The 20,321-nt window shown below is 50.1% G+C and carries 20 protein-coding genes; all 20 read left to right on the top strand.

Annotation, left to right across the window (positions count from 1 at the left end; genetic code table 11):
- Nucleotides 1-8: 8 nt before the first annotated feature.
- The 20 genes from D1831_RS04730 (at nucleotide 9) to D1831_RS04630 (ending at nucleotide 20,306) form a co-directional block, all read left to right on the top strand.
- Nucleotides 9-1,043, top strand: a complete 1,035-nt coding sequence (locus tag D1831_RS04730) for a helix-turn-helix domain-containing protein (RefSeq protein WP_125071775.1) — start codon at nucleotides 9-11, stop codon at nucleotides 1,041-1,043.
- On the top strand, nucleotides 1,036-2,475 hold the full coding sequence (locus tag D1831_RS04725) for a RecQ family ATP-dependent DNA helicase (RefSeq protein ID WP_125071774.1): 1,440 nt from the start codon (nucleotides 1,036-1,038) through the stop codon (nucleotides 2,473-2,475). The genes D1831_RS04730 and D1831_RS04725 overlap by 8 nt, the downstream gene beginning before the upstream one ends.
- A 61-nt stretch (nucleotides 2,476-2,536) precedes the next feature.
- Nucleotides 2,537-3,157 carry a LysM peptidoglycan-binding domain-containing protein gene (locus tag D1831_RS04720; RefSeq protein WP_125071773.1) on the top strand — a complete coding sequence of 207 codons (621 nt, stop codon included), beginning with the start codon at nucleotides 2,537-2,539 and terminating at the stop codon, nucleotides 3,155-3,157.
- 33 nt (nucleotides 3,158-3,190) lie between these two features.
- A complete protein-coding gene (cmk, locus tag D1831_RS04715) occupies nucleotides 3,191-3,874 on the top strand; it encodes a (d)CMP kinase (protein ID WP_125071772.1) in 684 nt (227 codons plus the stop codon).
- An 89-nt stretch (nucleotides 3,875-3,963) separates the two neighbouring features.
- On the top strand, nucleotides 3,964-5,253 hold the full coding sequence (gene rpsA, locus D1831_RS04710) for a 30S ribosomal protein S1 (RefSeq protein WP_125071771.1): 1,290 nt from the start codon (nucleotides 3,964-3,966) through the stop codon (nucleotides 5,251-5,253).
- 87 nt (nucleotides 5,254-5,340) lie between these two features.
- A complete protein-coding gene (der, locus tag D1831_RS04705) occupies nucleotides 5,341-6,651 on the top strand; it encodes a ribosome biogenesis GTPase Der (protein ID WP_125071770.1) in 1,311 nt (436 codons plus the stop codon).
- Nucleotides 6,652-6,905: 254 nt separating this feature from the next.
- Nucleotides 6,906-7,181, top strand: coding sequence for an HU family DNA-binding protein (locus D1831_RS04695; RefSeq protein WP_003640587.1), 276 nt, complete (start codon nucleotides 6,906-6,908; stop codon nucleotides 7,179-7,181).
- Nucleotides 7,182-7,357: 176 nt separating this feature from the next.
- Nucleotides 7,358-8,626 carry a tetratricopeptide repeat protein gene (locus tag D1831_RS04690; RefSeq protein ID WP_125071769.1) on the top strand — a complete coding sequence of 423 codons (1,269 nt, stop codon included), beginning with the start codon at nucleotides 7,358-7,360 and terminating at the stop codon, nucleotides 8,624-8,626.
- 64 nt (nucleotides 8,627-8,690) lie between these two features.
- Complete coding sequence (locus tag D1831_RS04685; protein WP_125071768.1) at nucleotides 8,691-9,494, top strand: Cof-type HAD-IIB family hydrolase; 804 nt, start codon at nucleotides 8,691-8,693, stop codon at nucleotides 9,492-9,494.
- Between the two features lie 191 nt (nucleotides 9,495-9,685).
- Nucleotides 9,686-10,471: a 4-hydroxy-tetrahydrodipicolinate reductase gene (gene dapB, locus D1831_RS04680; RefSeq protein ID WP_125071767.1), complete on the top strand. Its 786-nt coding sequence runs from the start codon at nucleotides 9,686-9,688 to the stop codon at nucleotides 10,469-10,471.
- Entirely contained in the window at nucleotides 10,468-11,691 is a 1,224-nt protein-coding gene (locus tag D1831_RS04675) for a CCA tRNA nucleotidyltransferase (RefSeq protein ID WP_125071766.1), read from the top strand. Before dapB ends, D1831_RS04675 begins: the two co-directional genes overlap by 4 nt.
- Before the next feature lie 57 nt (nucleotides 11,692-11,748).
- Nucleotides 11,749-12,216: a hypothetical protein gene (locus D1831_RS04670; RefSeq protein ID WP_125071765.1), complete on the top strand. Its 468-nt coding sequence runs from the start codon at nucleotides 11,749-11,751 to the stop codon at nucleotides 12,214-12,216.
- Between the two features lie 176 nt (nucleotides 12,217-12,392).
- A complete protein-coding gene (locus D1831_RS04665; protein WP_125071764.1) occupies nucleotides 12,393-14,303 on the top strand; it encodes an ABC-F family ATP-binding cassette domain-containing protein in 1,911 nt (636 codons plus the stop codon).
- Between the two features lie 13 nt (nucleotides 14,304-14,316).
- Nucleotides 14,317-15,267: a thymidylate synthase gene (locus D1831_RS04660; protein WP_125071763.1), complete on the top strand. Its 951-nt coding sequence runs from the start codon at nucleotides 14,317-14,319 to the stop codon at nucleotides 15,265-15,267.
- Between the two features lie 349 nt (nucleotides 15,268-15,616).
- Complete coding sequence (locus D1831_RS04655; protein WP_125071762.1) at nucleotides 15,617-16,759, top strand: hypothetical protein; 1,143 nt, start codon at nucleotides 15,617-15,619, stop codon at nucleotides 16,757-16,759.
- Nucleotides 16,760-16,937: 178 nt separating this feature from the next.
- A complete protein-coding gene (locus tag D1831_RS04650; protein ID WP_125071761.1) occupies nucleotides 16,938-17,429 on the top strand; it encodes a dihydrofolate reductase in 492 nt (163 codons plus the stop codon).
- A 105-nt stretch (nucleotides 17,430-17,534) separates the two neighbouring features.
- Nucleotides 17,535-18,386 (top strand): DegV family protein, encoded by an 852-nt coding sequence (locus tag D1831_RS04645; RefSeq protein ID WP_125071760.1) that lies wholly within the window; start codon nucleotides 17,535-17,537, stop codon nucleotides 18,384-18,386.
- Nucleotides 18,387-18,461: 75 nt separating this feature from the next.
- The gene (locus D1831_RS04640) at nucleotides 18,462-19,403 is read left to right on the top strand and encodes an SGNH/GDSL hydrolase family protein (protein ID WP_125071759.1); all 942 of its coding nucleotides are present in this window, start codon (nucleotides 18,462-18,464) and stop codon (nucleotides 19,401-19,403) included.
- Between the two features lie 12 nt (nucleotides 19,404-19,415).
- On the top strand, nucleotides 19,416-20,075 hold the full coding sequence (locus D1831_RS04635) for a YpmS family protein (protein ID WP_125071758.1): 660 nt from the start codon (nucleotides 19,416-19,418) through the stop codon (nucleotides 20,073-20,075).
- 9 nt (nucleotides 20,076-20,084) lie between these two features.
- Nucleotides 20,085-20,306, top strand: a complete 222-nt coding sequence (locus D1831_RS04630; RefSeq protein WP_125071757.1) for a YozE family protein — start codon at nucleotides 20,085-20,087, stop codon at nucleotides 20,304-20,306.
- The last annotated feature ends 15 nt before the right edge of the window (nucleotides 20,307-20,321 follow it).

Here is a 20,321-nt window from a genome sequence, read left to right as displayed (position 1 = left end):
GAGTCCGGGTGTTTGCTGATTACATACTATTACTATTCGCCCCGACACCCCGGCGCGCAAAGGGGATTTTTAACGTGTTACGGGGGCGCCGGACCGTGTCCACCCTGTTTGCCGGCCTAACTTACGGTTGTCTGGATCAACTGGATAGTTGGCACGGTGTCCCGCTCGAAACGTTTTTGGCAACGACGACTAAACTGGTAACCGCCGGTGATTTGACCAGCCCTGAGGCCGGCTACTACCAGTTAACGGCTCAAGGAATGGTTCATCAGCGCGCCCTTAAAAAGGAGCGGTATCAGCCGGTGGCATCCGTGACTTTTCAAACGGTCGCCGTTCGCCGGTTTGCTGCGCTTAGCCAGTTAGCCCTGCAAGTAGTGTCCGAAGCGGCCCACCACGAAAATCGCTATTACCCGGTCACGACTGACCCGGGCGTGCAAGCTACGGTGAAAGCCTGGTTTCGTCGTTACCGCGGACCGGAGTTAGCACCGACCATTTTTGCCGCGTTAAAGGCATTTTTAACGACCTTACCGGACGAACTGGCACGGATCTTCGTTCAAAGCTTGACGGGCTACCAATTTCCGGGGCAAACCGATGCCCAGTTAGCCGCACAGTTTAACCGGGAGCCGGTGGAACTATTGGTCATTCGAAGGGATTTGACCTGCCGGTGGATCGTTTGGTTACAGCACCACCCGCAAGACCCGTTGTGGGCGTTGTTGGCACCGTTAGTGAAGGCTTCACCGGTGAGCGACAGTGCCCAGCAAACATTGCAGGAATTTTTGCGGGGCGGGGACTTGGCGGCCATTGCACAGCGCCGGAAATTGAAACTCAGCACCGTTCGGGAACACCTATTGGAAGTCGCTATTCTAACCCCGGAGTTTCCCTTTGACCAGTTGCTTTCGCCAGCGTTGATCACCCAACTAACTACGGTTTTTGCGGATCAGCCGGACTTGACGAGCTGGCGATTTGACCAGGTCCAACGCGTAGCCCCCCAACTAGACTTCTTTTACTTTCGGTTATTTCAGATTATGAGGTGTCAGCATGACTAACGATGAGTTATACCGGTTATTAAGGGCCAAGTACGGGTTTACAAGTTTCCGTCCCGGACAACTTGAGGTGATCAGCAAACTGTTAAACGGCCAGGACGTTTTGGCCGTATTACCGACTGGTACGGGAAAGTCACTGATCTACCAACTCGTCGGTAGTGTCGTTTCCGGCCTCGTGGTGGTCGTGTCCCCCCTGATCTCGTTAATGCAGGATCAAGTTGCCCGTCTAAATTATCAGGGTGAAAAGCGGGTCGCCGCTTTAACGTCCCAATTGGCGTTTGGGGTGCGCCAGCACCTGTTAAACCACTTAACCAGCATTAAATACTTATTCGTGTCACCCGAAATGCTCAGTCAACCGGCCGTTTTAACCGCCTTAACGACGGTTCCTTTGGCGCTGTTTGTCGTGGACGAGGCCCACTGTATTTCGACGTGGGGACCCGATTTTCGTCCTGATTACCAGTCGCTAGGACAACTGCGCACCACGTTAGGGCAGCCGCGGACCCTCATGCTGACCGCGACGGCGACCCAGCACGTTCGTCACGATATTGTGACCCAGTTGGGCGTTCCCGGTGCGCAACAGGTCTTATATTCGGTGAACCGGCCAAACATTTATTTAGCCGTCGCGACCTTAAGCGATGAAGCGGCTAAACGGGCCCGCTTACAACAGTTAGTGACCGGGGTCCGCGGTCCGGCCATCGTCTATTTTAGTTCCAAGCGACAAACCGATTTAACGGCCGACTGGCTCCGTGAGCAAACGGGGCTGCGGGTCGCGGCTTACCACGCGGGATTGTCCGCGGAAGACCGCTTTAAGATCCAGCAACAGTTCATGGCCGGCGACTTGGACGTGATTTGTGCAACGTCGGCGTTTGGGATGGGGATTAATAAAGCGGATATTCGGATGGTGATCCACTACCACTTGCCAACGACTTTAGCCGACTACGTACAAGAAATTGGTCGGGCGGGGCGTGACGGTGAACCGTCGTTGGCGATGATTTTATACGTCGCGGGCGACGAAAACTTAGTCCGTAATTTGAATGAACTAACCGCGGCGAGTCCCAACGAAATCGCGCTTGATTTTGACCGGTTTACTCATAAACGGGAACCGGCAAGTGAAGTGAGTCAAGTCTTGCAATACTACTGGCAGCACGGGGCGGACGTTGCCACGGTCAGCCAGCTGTTTGAAAAACGGGCCCGGGCTAAGGAACGGGAGCTGCAAGCACTGATGGCTTACGTAACCAGTTCAACCTGCCGCCGGGCGGTCATGCTGACGTATTTTGATGAAACGGCACCGCAACACGATGAACGCTGCTGTCAGTTAGACGGTGCCCCGCTGCCGCTAGCGGCATTGGGCCTAACCCGTTCGGCGACCCCCACCGTGACCACCGATACCGACTGGGTAAAAGCTTTAAGCCGGTTGTTTTTACTAAATTCTTAAAGAAATCAGTTGAGGGTTATGTTACAATATTGGGTGAAAGTTTTTTGAGGAGGAACACCCTATGAGTCAAAAAAATGATAATAATAAGCCTCAGGCGGACAAGCCCTGGGATAAAACTTTTGAAGACGATCGGGATGACTCGGGCAATTTATCGCGGACTCAAAAACGCAAACAAGACAATAGTAATTCAACGTTAACCACCATTTTAGTGGTTTTAATTTTGTTGCTCGCCTTAGCACCAATTGGTTATTTTTTGGTGAAGAAAAATTCGCTCAATAATCCGCAACAGACCGAACAAGTTGCTAGTTCAAGCTCGAAAAAGTCGACGAGTGTGGCTGATAAGTCGAACGCGGCTAGTAAAAAGAGTGCCTCCCAAGCTGCGGCTAAGAAAAAGGCCGCCGCAAAAAGCAGCAGTTTAGCACTGGCTAGTTCTAAAGCTGCCAGTAGTAAAGCGGCCGCTAAGTCTGAAAGCGAAGACGCTGCGAGTACTGAGAGCAGTTCCAGTTCAGCAAGCAGCAGTAGTTCTTCAACTTCCGGAACTAAGTACGTCACGGTAGAAGCCGGTCAAGGGGTCTACCGGGTCGCGACGAATGCTGGGATTTCCGTGGACAAGCTTTTGGAACTAAACGGGTTGTCTTCGGGCGCCACCATTTCGGCGGGGCAACGGTTACGTGTCCGTTAAAAACACGAATTTTGAAGAGTGAGGGTATTATTAATGGCTGAACAAGCACTTCAAGTAGCCATCGATGGACCGGCTTCGGCTGGTAAGAGTACCGTGGCCAAGCTGGTTGCAAAACGGTTTGGCTATATTTATGTCGACACCGGTGCGATGTACCGGGCCGTCACTTTATGGGCCATGCAACACGGCGTGACCTTAACTGACGAAGCGGCCGTGATCACGGCCATGCAGTCGTTAAAAATCAGTTTTAAACCGGGGGAGCCGGATCAACTGGTCTTCGCGAACGCGCAGGACATTACCCAGGCAATTCGCCAGCCGGACGTTACTAACAACGTTTCGACAATTGCGGCCTTACCCAAGGTACGGACAATTTTAACCGACCAACAGCGGGAAATGGCCAATGCCGGGGGCATCGTGATGGACGGTCGGGACATCGGCACGACCGTCTTACCCCACGCGGAAGTCAAAATTTTCTTAGTTGCTTCCGCCGCGGAACGGGCCAAGCGCCGTTACGCCGAAAACGTTAAAAAGGGGATTGAAACGCCCCTGGCCCAATTACAGGCCGAAATCGAGTTACGGGACCACAAGGATTCCACTCGGAAGGTTTCACCACTGACGCAGGCGGCCGATGCCGTCCTGGTTGATACGACCCCGATGTCGATTGAACAAGTGGTTGATACGATCGCTAATATTATAAAAAAACAAAGTTCAGCAATCTAATTGCATTAACTTAATGCTTTTAGCTAGCTTTTCATAGAGTTTTCAGCTATGATATAGGTTAGAGTTATTGTTGACAGGAGGAAATTTGCATGAGTGAAAACGAAAACAGTCAAAATGAGAAAAAAGAACTTTTAGACGCCTTAAACAGCGTTGAAGAAGTTAACGTCGGTGACGTTGTTAAGGGTGAAGTCTTAGCAATCGACGACGATAAGCAAGTTATTGTTGGGATCCAAGGTACCGGTGTTGAAGGGGTTGTTCCTTTGAAGGAACTTTCAACTCAACGGGTCGACGATGTCAACGAAGTTGCCAAAGTTGGTGACGTCTTAGACTTGGTTGTCATTTCTCGGATTGGCAGCGACAAAGAAAACGGCAGTTATTTACTGTCACATCGTCGGTTAGAAGCTCGCAAAGTTTGGGACGATGTTGAAAAAGAATACGAAGCAGGTCACACGATTAAAGCTCCGGTAACGCAAGTTGTTAAGGGCGGGTTAGTCGTTGACGCTGGTGTTCGTGGCTTCATCCCTGCCTCAATGATTGATGATCATTACGTTGAAGACTTAAACGCCTACAAGGGCCAAGAACTTGAACTTAAGATTATTGAAATCGAACCTAGCGAAAACCGTTTGATCTTATCTCACCGGGCCGTCGTTGAAAAGCAACGCGAAGCTCAACGTGAAGAAGCTTTGAAGACTTTACAAGCTGGCGAAACGGTTGAAGGTAAAGTTGCTCGTTTGACGAACTTCGGGGCCTTTGTTGACCTTGGCGGTATCGACGGGTTAGTTCACGTTTCTGAAATTTCATACGAACGGGTTGAAAAGCCTGCTGACGTCTTGAAAGTTGGTCAAGAAGTTAAGGTTAAGATCTTATCCGTTGACCCAGACCGCGAACGGGTTTCATTATCAATTAAAGCCACTTTACCAGAACCTTGGGATGGCATTGAAGAAAAAGCCCCACAAGGTGCCGTGCTTGACGGTAAAGTTAAACGTTTGACCAGTTTTGGGGCCTTCGTTGAAGTGTTCCCTGGGGTTGAAGGTTTAGTTCACATTTCACAAATTTCACACCAACACATTGCAACGCCTAACGACGTTTTGAAGGTTGGCCAAGAAATTAAGGTGAAGGTCTTAGACGTTCGTCCTGACGAAAAGCGCTTAGCTTTATCCATTAAAGCTTTGGAAGAAAAGCCACAAGCCGCTGAAGGCGAAGAAGAAGCTCAACCAGAACGTCGTAACAACAACCGTCGTCGCAACAACAACCGCGACAACCGGACTGCTAGCGAACGTTCAACGGCTAACGCTCCTGAAGAACAAAGTGGTTTTACTTTAGGCGATTTGATCGGTAACGAATTGAAGAACGCTGAAAACAACAATGATGAAAAGTAATCATTGATTGAGTAAAAAATACCCTTCAAGCTTGCCTTGAAGGATATTTTTTTATGATTAGGATTTTTACGTAAGGGAGGATTTCAGATGGCAAAACCAGTTGTCGCCATTGTTGGGCGGCCCAACGTTGGTAAATCAACAATTTTTAACCGCATCGCCGGTGACCGGATTTCAATCGTTGAAGACACTCCGGGGGTGACCCGTGACCGGATCTACGCCAATAGTGAGTGGCTCGGTCAACAGTTTAGTTTGATTGATACCGGGGGAATCGACATTGACGACGCCCCGTTCATTAAGCAAATTACGGAACAAGCCGAGATTGCGATTGACGAAGCCGACGTGATCATTTACTTGGTCAGCATTAAGGAAGGGGTCACCGACGCGGACGAACACGTGGCCCAAATTTTATACCGGTCGGATAAACCGGTTGTTTTGGGGGTCAACAAGGTTGATAACCCCGAATTACGTTCCGAAATTTATGATTTTTATTCACTTGGCTTTGGCGACCCGTACCCGTTATCCGGTTCCCACGGTTTAGGCTTGGGGGATTTATTGGACGCCGTCGTTAAGAACTTCCCTGAAAAGAGCGGTGAAGACGAGCCCGGCACGATTCGTTTCAGTTTGATTGGTCGGCCGAACGTTGGGAAATCTTCGATCGTTAACGCTTTGTTGGGTGAAGACCGCGTGATCGTATCCGACGTCGCTGGTACGACCAGGGACGCCATTGACACCAAGTTTACCGATGAGGACGGGGACCGCTTTGTGATGGTCGATACCGCCGGCATTCGGAAAAAGGGTAAAGTCTACGAAAATACCGAACGTTACAGTGTGATGCGGGCCCTTAAGGCCATTGATAATAGTGATGTGGCGTTATTCGTTATTAACGGTGAAGAGGGTATTCGTGAGCAGGATAAGCGGGTGGCCGGCTACGCGCATGAAGCGGGTAAGGCCATCATTATCGTGGTCAACAAGTGGGACTTGGTTAAAAAGGATAACCATACGATGCAGGAATTTGAAGCCTACATCCGCGACCAGTTCGTGTACTTGGCCTACGCCCCGATTATTTTCGTTTCCGCCAAGACGACCCAGCGTTTGGAACAGTTACCGGCCCTGATCAAAAAGGTCAATACCAACCACACGCGGCGGATTCAATCGTCTGTCTTGAACGACGTGATCATGGACGCCATTGCCATGAACTCGACGCCGAGTGACAACGGAAAGCGGCTGCGCGTGTACTACGCGACCCAGGTAGCCATTCAGCCGCCAACCTTCGTGGTGTTCGTGAACGACCCCGATATGATGCACTTCTCGTATGAGCGGTTCTTGGAAAATCAAATTCGGAACGCCTTTGATTTTACTGGGACGCCGATCCACATGATCGAACGGCGCCGGAAGTAGTCAAAAGCGCGTTAAACCGGCATTTTAGCACAATCGATTGAGCTTGTAAATAATTATTGCTCATTGGCGCTATTTTAGTCAAAAACCCTAAAAAAGCTTGCTATTACAGCATTCCTATGCTATCTTTGATGAAGAAATGATGCTTGTCATCGTTTCTCTCATTTTTGGACCACTCAAAAATGATCATCTGGATGTACGTCATTTAAAAAAAGACTTCTACATCTTCACTCTGCAAAGGGGAGGTGAATTCAAACATGGCAAACAAAGCTGAATTAGTTAACAACGTTGCTGCGGCAACTAACTTAACTAAGAAAGACGCAACTGCTGCAGTTGACGCAGTATTTGCATCAATCCAAGACACTCTTGCAAAGGGTGAAAAAGTTCAACTGATCGGATTTGGTAACTTCGAAGTACGTGAACGTGCTGCTCGTAAGGGCCGTAACCCACAAACTGGTGACGAAATCCAAATTCCAGCAAGCAAAGTACCTGCATTTAAGCCAGGGAAAGCTTTAAAGGATGCAGTTAAATAATTTTCAAAAGTGCAAACTTTTAAGTCAGTATAGCAACCGTTATACTGGCTTTTTTGTTGTCGTTTGCGTTATGATAGTTAGTCGAAACGGCGTCACGTAATGAAATTGTTAAACCGTGGTTGCGCACCGATGACGTACGCGCAGTCCGCGTGGCGACCACTTTAAGGGGTGTATCCATGTCTTACTCAGAAAAAATGCTGGCCGCACTGTCCAACGGGCAACTGGAGACGGCTAAAAAACACTTTGCCTGGGCACTGCGCAAAGATGACGATGACACGTTGTTTAGCCTAGCCGAGGAGCTCTACGGGTTGGGCTTTTTAAAGCAGTCCGCCCGCACTTATAAAAAATTATTAGCAAAGTATCCCAACGAAGATGATTTAAAAACCGGGTTGGCGGACATTGCCATTGACGAAGGGGATAGTGATCTTGCGTTGGATTATTTGCACCAGGTCAAGCCCGATTCACCAGCGTACGTACAAGCTTTGCTGGTTGAAGCCGATTTGTACCAAACGCAGGAACTGTTTGAAGTCAGTGAACAAAAGTTATTAGAAGCTTACCGGATCGACCCGGACGAACCCGTCGTGGAGTTTGCGTTGGCGGAGTTCTATTTCTTGATTCGAAACTATAATAAGGCCATCAATTTTTATTTAGACCTGATCAAAAAGGGCCACTTAGAAATTTCCAAGGTCAACTTGGTCGAACGGCTCGGGGTGTCGTACGCGGAAGCCGGCCGCTTTGAACAGGCGGTGGGTTATTTGGAACAGATCAAACCGGCCAAGTTAACGCCCGATAGTCAGTTTGAACTGGGCTTTACCTACTTACAGCTAGACGAACCACGCAAAGCCATTGATATTTTTAACAAATTACGGGAACAGGATTCCCAGTACGCGACGGTGTACCCGTACTTAGCCGAAGCGCAGGAAAACTTGCATCAGCTGGATCAGGCGTTGCTAACGCTGCAAGAAGGTTTGGCGGTGGACCAGTACAATGAGCAACTCTACTTGCGTACGGCCCGCTTAGCGCTTAAATTGGACGATCAGGACCTCGCTGAAAAGTACTTACGGGAAGGGCTCAGCATTGACCCCGATAATTTAACGACCGTACTGGAACTGTCCAACTTACTGGTTCAGCAGGAGCGTTACCAGGACAACGTTGAATTATTGGACCAGTACTTGCAGATCAATGAATTTGATCCCCAATTTTACTGGAACTTAGCCGTTTCAAACGACCATTTGGATCACTTTAAAGAAGCCAAGGACAACTACCTGGCCGCGTACCCGTTCTTTGAACATAACGTGGACTTTTTGAAACCCGCCATTTACTTCTTTAGGGAAGCCGGAATGGTGACGGAAACGGTGGCGGCTTTACGGAACTACGTCGCGCTCGTGCCGGATGACGGTGAAATGGTCGCTATGTTAGAAGATTTTGAGGATCAGGGTTACTAGTTGAAACCCCTTTCAAGTTTGGTAAAATGAACTTATATGAACCGGATGAAGAAGGAGTGGTTTTTTGAAAGTTGGAATTATTGCGACCGACCTGGACGGCACGTTTTTACGTGATGATCACCAGTTTGACCGCGGGCGGTTTCAGGCCCAGCTGGACCAGATGAATCACCAGGGCCAACACTTCGTTGTTGCTAGTGGTAACCAGTTGCAGCACTGCATTGACGTGCTGGACGGTATTACGGGTGAGCTGACCTACGTTGCGGAAAACGGGGGGCTCGTGATCGATAGTAACGGCCAGCCGTTATCCGAAAGCCTAATTGACCTGGACCTATTGCAGGAGTTACTGACGTTTGTGGCGACGACCCCGGCACTAAGCGGGGCACAGATCTCCGTGTCCGGAAAACGCGGGGCCTACATCCGGCCGGTGGACGACAGTGCCGTGATGCGGTACTTTTTAAGTAACCTGCAAATTGTTTCAGATTTATCGGCGATCGACGACCACGTGTATAAGGCGACCTTTAGTTGGCCGGACGCCGACGCCAGTGCTGATTGGCACGCTGCGGCCATTAATCAGCAGTTTGCTGGTCGGTTACGGGCCACCGTCAGTGGTGGTAACGGCTTAGACGTGATTCCACCGCACGTGAACAAGGCGGCCGGATTGGCCTACTTGCAAACGCACTGGCAGGTTCCCGCTAGTTTAACGGCGGCGTTTGGCGATAACGGTAACGACCTCGAGATGCTGCGGGAAGCCGATTATAGTTACGCCATGCAAAACGCAATTGCCCCGGTCAAGGAAGTTGCCCGGTTCCAAACGAAACTGGATAATAACCACGACGGGGTGCTCGCCACCATTGATCAGTTGATCTGATGGCGGGGTTACCATAAAAATTAATTAGCGTTTTAATCACTTTTCGGGAATGATGCCCCGGAAAGTTTTTTTATTAGGGGGAGGCGCCGGTGACTTATTTCACGGGCCGCCCCGTTTTCAAGGGATTAACCTGCCGTAATTGAAGATTGTCTGCTAAAATAGTCTTAGATTAACCTTGAGGAGGAATTATTTTGGTAAAAGTAATTGTGGCCGGCTATAAGGGCCGGATGGGCAGCACCGCTGCGCAAATGGTGATCGATAACCCGGACTTCGAATTAGTGGGCGTTTACGACGCGCGTAGTCAGGAACAGAATTTAGGTGAGGACGACCGTTTTAAGGGTCAGGACGTTCCCGCGTTTCACGATTTAAACCAAATCAAGACCGCTGCGACCGTTTGGATCGATTTCACGATCCCCACGGCGGTTTTTGAAAACGCCAAGTTTGCTTTGAATCACGGCATTTCTCCCGTTATCGGGACGACCGGGATGACCGATCAGCAGGTCCAAGAATTACAGGCCCTGGCAAAAGAAAAGCAAGTCGGTGGTCTGATCGCACCGAATTTCGGCATCAGTGCGGTACTGTTGATGCAGTTTGCACAACAGGCGGCGAAGTACTTCCCAGACGTTGAAATTATTGAAATGCACCACGACGATAAAATTGACTCACCTAGCGGGACGGCCATCAGTACCGCTAAGAAGATTGCTGAAGTTCGGAAGCCGAAGGAACAGGGGAATCCGGACGCGACCGAAACCATTCCGGGAGCCCGCGGTGCCGAATACGAAGGCATGCGGATTCACGCGGTACGGCTTCCCGGGTTAGTGGCCCACGAAGAAGTCATGTTTGGCGGCCCTGGTGAAGGCTTAACGATTCGCCAAGATTCCTTCGACCGGATTTCGTTCATGACCGGTGTTAAAGTGGCCGTGGAAAAAGTGAACCAGTACCACGAACTCTTCGTTGGTCTGGAGCACCTTCTATGATTTTGACTCAGTTACCGGCGGCTTTTGAAGCGGCCCGGCCCGTCTTGGAGACGATCGAGGCGGCCGGTTACGAAGCGTACTTCGTGGGGGGCTGTGTGCGTGACACGATTTTGGGCAAACCACTACACGACGTCGACATCGCGACCAGCGCGTTTCCGGCCGAGGTTAAGGGGTTGTTCAAACGAACCGTGGATACCGGCATTGAGCACGGTACCGTCATGATCTTAGACCACGGTAATGGTTACGAAACGACCACGTTTCGAACCGAGTCCGGGTACCAGGACTTTCGGCGACCAGATCAAGTGACCTTTGTCCGTTCCTTAAAAGAAGATCTTAAGCGGCGGGATTTTACGATCAACGCCCTGGCCATGAAAACGACCGGGGAAGTCATCGACTTGTTCGACGGCCTGAGTGATTTAAAGGCTGGGGTCCTGCGCGCCGTGGGGGTGGCGGAAGACCGCTTCCACGAAGACGCTTTGCGGATGATGCGGGCGGTCCGGTTTGCCAGTCAGCTGGACTTTAAAATTGAACCCGCGACCTTGCAAGCCGTCACCGACAACGCGGCTTTGTTGACGAAGATCGCCGTGGAACGGACCCGCGTTGAGTGGGAAAAGCTGTTGCTTGGTCAGACCCCGGTCCGCGGGTTGAACGCGTTATTAAGTACGGGACTGTACCAGTACATGCCGCTAATGGCTGACCAGCGTGCGGCCCTAGAACGGTTAGTGGCGCTACCCGCGTGGCAGTTGACGACCGTGGAGAGCGCCTGGACCCTACTTTGTTGGTTGACACAGCGGCGCAGCGTTGCCAGCGTGCGTCAATTTTTAAAGGTTTGGAAAACGAGCAACGACCTGATTACCCACGTAACGGCCGCCGTCGTCGCGCTAGCGGCGTTGCAAGCAAACGGCCAACTAACTAGTCAGGAAAACTTTGATACTGGCTTAGACGCGCTGACAACGGCAAATCAGGTTGCGACCGTACTTGGCTTTGGACAGTCCCAGGCCAAGTTAGCCGCGGTCTACGCGGCGTTACCGATCCATGACAAACACGAACTGGCCATCAACGGTGGTGATTTGCTGAAACACCAGCTGGTCACGCCCGGTCCGGCCATGGGCCAAGTTTTAGCGGCGTGTCTGCGGGCCGTGATCACCGGTCAAGTTAGCAATGAACCCGCAAAATTACTTGATTTTGCGCGGATGGTAGCGGATTCAAAAAACAATTGATATTTTCTATTAATCTGGTACGATTAAAGTTGAAACTAATTCAATGAGGTGATTAAAATGGAAAGAGCATTAGAAGCGTTACAATTTCATTTCCGCAATGGTGACACGTGGGTCGTCAATCATCAAGACATCTCCGATTTATGGATTGGCCGGGTTACCACGAGTTACGGCCGGATCAAGGGTGGCAAGATGACCATCATTCACCCTTGCAAATCATTCAAAGCTGAATTCAAACCGGATGCTGACGCGGTCGATCCTGAATCGACCCAGTTATCAACGGTGACGAGTGGGATGTTTGAACGGGTCACCCATTACCAAGACATTGAAAAAATCGATATTTTGTTCGGTGACGAACGGGGTAGTGAACAAGTTTACTTACCGTTCAAAGCTAAGGACGTTGACGGCATCGATAACGTTTATCAAACCAGTTCAATTTCCAAGGACGGTCGCCTGCACCTAGTTGTGGACGATACGCGAACGGTGATCGACGTATACGGCGACACCGATAAGCCCGGTGCGGTTTAGCAGGGGCGTTAACTGAATATGCGTAAGTTTAAAGGCCCGTGTCCGGAAATTTCCGGCAGCGGGCTTTTTAGTGTGTCGATTAGTGTGGACTACTTGGCAAGACGGTTGACGGTTGTGTTTTTACCGTTTTCTAGCTAAGATAGAACGTAATGATGAAAAAGGGTGGATCGTAGAATATGCAAACATTAAGAGCGGAACATCTGACCCGAACTTACGGTGAGAAGACGTTATTTCACGATATTTCGTTTATCGTGAACGAACACGACCGGATCGGGGTGATCGGGGTCAACGGGTCTGGTAAAACCAACTTGTTGGACGTTTTGGCCGGGGTCACCGCGCCGGAAGCCGGGGAACTGGTCAAACCCAAGAATTACACGATCGGTTATTTAAAACAAAAACCAGCGTTGAATCAAGACTTGACGGTGATTGACGCGGTGTTAGCCGGGAGCCAGCAGGTTTTTCGGACGATTCGGCATTACGAACAAACGCTGGCCGCTTACGCTAAGCGGCCGGAAGATCCCGCCACGCAACGGGCCTACACGGATGCGGAAGACCGCATGAATCAGGAAGATGCCTGGACCGCTGAAAGTGACGTCAAAACGATTTTAACGCAGTTGCACATCACGGACCTGACACAAGTCGTGAAACACATGTCCGGGGGACAACAAAAGCGGGTCGGCTTGGCCCAAGTTTTAATTCAAGCCCCCGATTTATTGTTATTGGACGAACCCACCAACCACTTGGATTTCGATTCCATCGAGTGGCTGGAATCTTACTTGGCCTCGTATAAGGGCGCTTTGATCGTCGTTACCCACGACCGGTACTTCCTGGACCAGGTGGCGAACCAAATGTTTGAGCTTTCGTTTGGTGAACTTTACAAGTATACCGGGAACTATCAGGACTTCGTGCAGGCTAAGGCCGAACGGGTCGCCCGGGACGTGACTGCTGAGCATAAACAGCAGCAGCTCTATAAAAAGGAACTGGCCTGGATGCGCGCGGGGGCCCCGGCCCGGAGCACTAAGCAGCAGGGTCGTATTAACCGTTTTAACGATTTAAAGGACAATTTAAACACGCTCCAAGTCGATAGTGACGTGGATATTTCGCTGGGGCAGCAACGTTTAGGTAAAAAGGTGATTGAATTAAAGGATGCCAGTCTGGCGTTTGACGGGCACCCCATTTTGAAGGACTTTTCAATGCTGATTCAGGCCAACGACCGGATCGGGATCACCGGGTTGAACGGGGCGGGTAAATCCAGCTTGTTAAACGTAATTGCCGGGCGCTTACCGTTAGATTCGGGAACCGTGACGATCGGTGAGACCGTTAAAATGGCCTACTACACCCAACAGACCGAACCAATTCCTGGTGATAAGCGGATCATCAACTATTTACAAGACGTCGGTGAAACCGTGCTGAATAAGCAGGGCGAGCACGTGTCGGTAACCGAACTGTTGGAAGAGTTTTTGTTCCCCCGTTCGATGCACGGAACGCTGATCCGCAAACTTTCCGGTGGTGAACAGCGGCGGTTGTACCTGCTGAAATTGCTGATGCAACAACCGAACGTCCTGCTACTAGACGAACCGACCAACGACTTGGACATTGGGACGTTGACCGTGTTGGAAAATTACCTGAGTGACTTTGCCGGCACCGTCATTACCGTTTCCCATGACCGTTACTTCCTGGATAAGGTCGGGACTAAGTTACTGATCTTTGACGGTCAGGGCAAGATCGAACGGTACGCCGGGCGCTTCTCCAGCTACTTAAAGGATCAGAAACAGGCCCAAAAGGCCGCGGACAATCCGGCGCCAGCTGCTGCTAAAACAAAGACAACCACTAATACGCCGGCGGCACCGGCTAAACCCAAGGAAAAGGTCAAACTGACCTACGCTGAACAGTTGGAATACGATAAAATTGAGGGCGTCATCGAAAAACTCGATGGTCATAAGACCGAAATTGAGCAGGCGATGGCCGATAACGCTAGCGATTACGGTAAGTTGGCCGACCTGCAAAAGGAACTGACTAAGACTGAAAACGAAATCAACGAAAAAATGGACCGCTGGGACTATTTAAGCCAGTACGCGGAGGCCTGAAAGGAGCGCACGGATGTTAGAAGATAGTTATTTACAATTAGCGCGGACGATCCTCGACCACGGAACCTATAAGGATGACCGCACCGGCACGGGGACGTACAGTATCTTTGGGTACCAGATGCGGTTTGACCTGAGTAAGGGTTTCCCGTTGCTGACGACTAAGAAGGTGCCGTTTGGCCTGATCAAGAGTGAGTTGCTGTGGTTTTTACACGGGGACACGAACATCCAGTACCTGCTCCAGCACCATAACCACATTTGGGACGAATGGGCCTTTAAAAATTGGGTCAACGCGCCCGAATACACCGGCCCGGACATGCATAACTTTGAGCACCGGCGGTTAGACGACCCGGCCTTTGCCCCGGTTTATCAAGAGACCAAGCGGCAGTTTGACGACCAGATCTTAAACGACGACGCCTTTGCGGCCAAGTTTGGCAACCTGGGTGACGTTTACGGCGCGCAGTGGCGCCACTGGCAGACCCGTAACGGGGAAACGATTGATCAGATTGCCAACGTGATCGAGATGATCAAAAAGACGCCGGATTCGCGGCGGCTGATCGTTTCCGCGTGGAACCCGGAAGACGTGCCCAGTATGGCCTTACCACCGTGTCACACGCTGTTTCAGTTTTACGTGGCGGACGGTAAGCTGTCGTGTCAGTTATACCAGCGTTCCGGGGACGTGTTCTTAGGCGTTCCGTTCAACATTGCGAGTTACGCGTTATTGACCCACCTAATTGCTAAGGAATGCGGTCTGCAGGTTGGAGAATTCGTGCATACGTTGGGCGACGCCCACATTTACACGAATCATCTGGATCAAATTAAGGAACAGTTGACCCGTAAACCTAAGCCGGCACCCCAATTAGAGTTGAGCGGTGCGCACGACAGCATTTTTGACTACGAAATGAAGGATATCAAGCTGGTCGGTTACGACCCGGCCCCGGCCATTAAGGCCCCGGTCGCCATTTAACGGTGATGATTAAGAGTCTGAGTGGTTATTACCAGTTTATGGCTAATATAAAATAATTAATGATGGTTAATTAAACATTACTTGGCAGCCAAATCGGCTATCAAGTAATGTTTTTTTGCGTGAAAAAAATACTAATTGGCTGGTTTTAAATGATTTAACGGACGGTAACGCTAATTAAACGGCCTTTTTTGCATAAATGATTTTATCGGTTCAAATTAATTCTATAGTTTAAGTAAGCGTTAATAAAATTGCTGTCCGGATGGGGACCGCTAAGCCTAGTCTGCAATTAAGCGGATCGGTTTGAAACTAGCGGAACTTAATCCGATTTAAATTTAAGGGGGAACTGGGGATGCAAAGAAACGATTTAAAGTGGTTGCTCGCGTTGTTGCTGGGGGTATCAACGGCAACAATCGGGGTAACTGCTGGGGCCAAAACGTTGTCGCTTAAGAAAATTCTCAAGCGGGACCCGCAGATTAGTGAGGCTCAGATTGCGGCCAAAGCGGCGAAGGTCAAGGACGTTAACGGGGGTGTCAAGTATCCTGAAACCGAGTTTAAGGTACTCACGCACGGCCGGCGGAACGTGATTTATGGGAATGTTGACTTAACGTCACCGGAGCGATTAAAGGAAACCACGCTCCGCTCTAAAAGAAGTGTGCGAATGACGTTAAAAAATGGGCGTCACGTGACGTATCGTTACGTTTACGGTGGTCAAAGTGCTCATTTCACGAACGGTTGGGTCAGCGCAACCCATTTAAGCGGCACCGTCCGCCACGCAACACCGTTTACGGAACAGGCTAAGGATATTTGTTATGCGCCCACACGGCTACGCGTCAAGCCAGCAAAAATCAAAGTCTACACGTCCCGCTTACTGACCCACTTTAAAACGGTTCGCCACTTGTCGGTCGTCACTTCGAACGAATCCACTGAGTTTTATTGGACGGCTGGCAGTAGTAATGACGTTCAGGACGGCGGTGCAAAACGCTACCGTTATCGCTACGTTTATAATCGGCGGGCAGGGGTTAAAGGCTGGGTTTTAGCGTCGCAGTTACGGGGGAAAATCAACTACCCGACGACGAAAACGAAACGGGTTAAAATGCCCCGAGTTTCCAATCAATTAAGTGTTCAAAAAAAGACGTACCGTTATCGGCTGTTGCAAACTAGTCATAAACGGTACCCCCAGCCAGCCCATCAGCCGGTTTACCTGATTGCGGATGCGATGCCCGCCAAAACTTATGAGCAGCGGTGGATGCGGTCCATTCGCAGTAAACTTAACCGGATGGGCTACTTACTGAAAAATGATCCAAAGCGGCTGCTTGGCCGCGAGCGCTTAAGCAAGGCTCACATGGTTACTTTGTACGGTGAGTACGCGGCCCTTTATGACGGTTACGTTCAAATGAAGGATTCCAATGGTCGTGCTAACCAGCGCTACCTGTTCACGGTGCTCAACCGCGTGGAGCACCGGTTGCACGTTGCCAAAGGCGCCGCAAAGTAAGGCCGGTTTGTAATTTTAATGGTTGGTCTTTTAAGGCTCTCTAATTAAGTGACGCTGAATTCCTTTCAATTTGGTTATTTTTACTTGCATCAAACGGTGTGGTTAAAAATTTGTTATATAATTTAGATAGGAAAAAATTGCAACTGGTTTAATTGGTTGCTTAACGAGGAGGAACTTAATGATTGCACTGATCTGGGCTGAGGACCAAAATGGACTTATCGGGGCCAACGGGCAGTTACCGTGGCACTTACCGGCCGACATGCACCGCTTTAAAACTTTGACGACTAATCACGACGTGGTGATGGGCCGCAAGACCTTTGACGGCTTTAAACGTCCCCTGCCACACCGTACGAATTGGGTGCTGTCACACCGGGACTTGACTTTGCCGGTGGGCGTTAAGCAGTTGCGTCATTTAGATGAACTGTGGGCGCTGAACGCTGAGCGGCCCAATGAACTGATTTTTGTGATTGGCGGGGCCGGGGTGTTTGAGGCCGTATTACCATCCGCCGACCGGTTATACCGAACCAAGATCAAGCACGCTTTTGACGGCGGTGATACTTGGATGCCCACGGTGGATTATGAACAGTGGCAGTTAAGTCGTCACGTTGACGGGATGGTGGATGCTAAAAATCGCTATCCGTTCAGTTTTGATGATTTTACCCGCCGTTAATTCGGTTCGAACCGTGAAACTAACGGGCATTTCTGCTATACTGAAAGCATTAATTTATTGTAACGGTTGGGTAAACCTTACAACCATAAGAAAGCGTGGCAAAGTATGACGAAAATCAAGATTGTGACCGATTCTTCGGCAAATTTAACGGACGAAGAGGTTCAAAAGTACGATATTACCGTGATTCCGTTAACCGTCATGATCGATGGGACTATTTACGTGGAAGACGAAACGATCACGCGTGAAGAATTCATTAGTAAGATGGCAACTGCGAAGTCGTTGCCTAAGACCAGTCAACCGGCCCTGGGAACCTTCATTGAAACCTTTGACAAGTTGGGCGCGGACGGCAGCAGCGTTGTTTGCATCAACATGCTCGAAGCCATTTCGGGTACGGTCCACACGGCGGAACAGGCGGCTTCGATTTCTAAGACCGACGTAACGGTGATCGACGCCAAGACGACCGACCGGGCCATGTCGTTTCAAGTGGTCACGGCCGCGAAACTCGCCCAAGCCGGGGCGGATAAGCAGGCGGTGATCGACGCCGTGCACGCGACGCAGGAACACACGAAGCTATTCATGGGCGTGATGACGCTCAATAACTTAGTAGCCGGTGGGCGGATCAGCCGTTTGACTGGGGCCATTAGTACCCTGTTAAACGTGAAGATTGCCTTAGAAGTTGATGACGGGACACTCGACGTCAAGATGAAGGGGCGCGGGGTCAAAGCCATCAATAAATTCTTTGACAAGGTATTAGACGATATCATCGCCACCCCGAACGTGGTCGAAGTTGCCATTTCACACGTAGGGGCAACCGAACGGGTCGAAGAATATAAAGCCCGCTTGCAGGCCGCGCTACCTAGTCTCAAGGTCAGTGTCCAACCAACGGTACCGATCATTGCGACCCATGGTGGTCCGGGAGCCTTTGCGGTGGAATACCACACGCAAACACCAGCTTAAAAACGTGGGGACGCCAAGCAGCGCCCCCTTTTCTTATTAGTCAAAACTAAAATCAATACGAGAGGGGTTTTGCCAATGTCAAAAATCTGGGAGACCGTTAAAGTGGTCGTAATCGTGGTGGTGTTGGCCGGAGCCGTCTTCTTCGGGGTCAACCATTTCATGCACCCACAGTCCAGTTCGCAATCCACAACACCTAAAACCACTAAAACGGCTAGCAAAGCGACACCTCACAAGAAGTCCATTAAGTTAGTCGCGGTCGGGGATTCGCTGACCGAGGGGGTTGGGGACGAGTCCGAAGGCGGCTACGTGGGTCAAATTAAACAAACCCTCACCAAAAAGCAGCATCTAAAGGTGACGACGACCAACGCGGGTAAGTCCGGTGATCGCAGTGATCAGATCTTAGCCCGGATCAACAAGTCTAAGGAGCTCCAACAAAAAATCGCCCAGGCGGACGTTATTACGGTGACCGTGGGTGGCAACGACTTGTTACAAACGCTGGAAGGTTCGATCACGTCCAATAACACCGCTAAAAATAATTCAACGGTGGCTAAAGCGCAGACCGCCTACGCTAAGAAATTGACGACGTTGTTTAATAAATTGCAAAGTTTAAATAAATCAGCGTCGGTGTTTGTCTTTAGCATTTATAACCCGATTTACGTGAATTTCCCGAACGTCACGTCGATCACCCGCTACGTCAGCCAGTGGAATGATCAGACCAAGACGACCGTGAGCCAGTACGACCACACCTATTTCATGGATATCAACAAAACCATGTCACACGGGCAGTACAAGACGGCCGCGCAAATCAAAAAGTTAAAGCAGGCGGCTTCGGCAACCACTTTGACAAACCTGACCAGCGCGTCGGCCATCACCAGTGCACTATCGGCTGAAAGCAAGGTCAATAACTTGATTTCAACGAGTGATAACTTCCACCCGAATAAGAAGGGTTACCGGGTCTTTTCAACGAAGTTATACCAGACAATGATGGCACACGACGCCTGGCTGCTAAAAAATTAAGGAGGTAATGGCATGCGGGAAGCGCAACGCAGTAAAAAAGTAACGGATGCAAAAACGAAACTTAAAACTCCCCGACCAAGCGGGCCATTTAACGCTTGGAAATGGGTCGCCATCGTTTTGATTGCCCTGGTCGTTGGGACCGGGGCCTACGTCGGGACCCAGATTTTCCGGTCACCAAGCGAAGCCACGACGCTAACGAAGACTAGTAACACGGACGCGGCGAGCGTTCCCATTGAAATGAACCGGCAACAACTGAACGCCTTAGCCAGTTACTACTTGGCCGACTTGCAAAAGGGTCAGGACTTGAAGTACCGCTTTGTCGTCCGGGAAGACGCCGCCTACTTACTCGGGACGACGAAGGTGCTTGGGCAAAACGTGTCGTTTGTGATCACGATGCAACCAAGCGTGATCGATAACGGGAACATCTCGCTCAAAGCAACCAAGTTATCGGTGGGGACGATGTCGATCCCGATTAGTTTTGTGATCAATTACATCAATAATAATTACAAGATTCCAAGCTGGGTCAGTTTAAGCGCCAAGAATAAGACCATCAATTTATACTTGAATAAATTGGTCGGCAAACACGATGTGCGGTATAGTGTGGATAAAGTTGATTTGAAGAACAACAGCTTTAAGTTTGAAATGCACATTCCAAGCAGTAGCAGTAATTAGGGGTGAACTATGCACAAAACGTTTTATCAGTATTTAATGACGCAGCGGAATCCGGACAGTACCGCGCCGTTAGCCGAATTCGCCAATAACGCCTTTTTCGACCAGTCGTTTCCTAAGCAGAGTAAGGATTTTCACGAAGTTTCACAGTATTTAGAACTTAACGCGGGTTACTTGCCCGGGATGACGATCTTTGACGACGCGTGGCAGGCGTATTTAGCCAGTGAAGCTTAAATTTAATTCGTAGGA

The organism is Lactiplantibacillus garii (assembly GCF_003885105.1).
GTDB classification, from domain to species: Bacteria; Bacillota; Bacilli; order Lactobacillales; family Lactobacillaceae; genus Lactiplantibacillus; species Lactiplantibacillus garii.
This window is presented reverse-complemented; position numbering and strand designations above follow the sequence as displayed.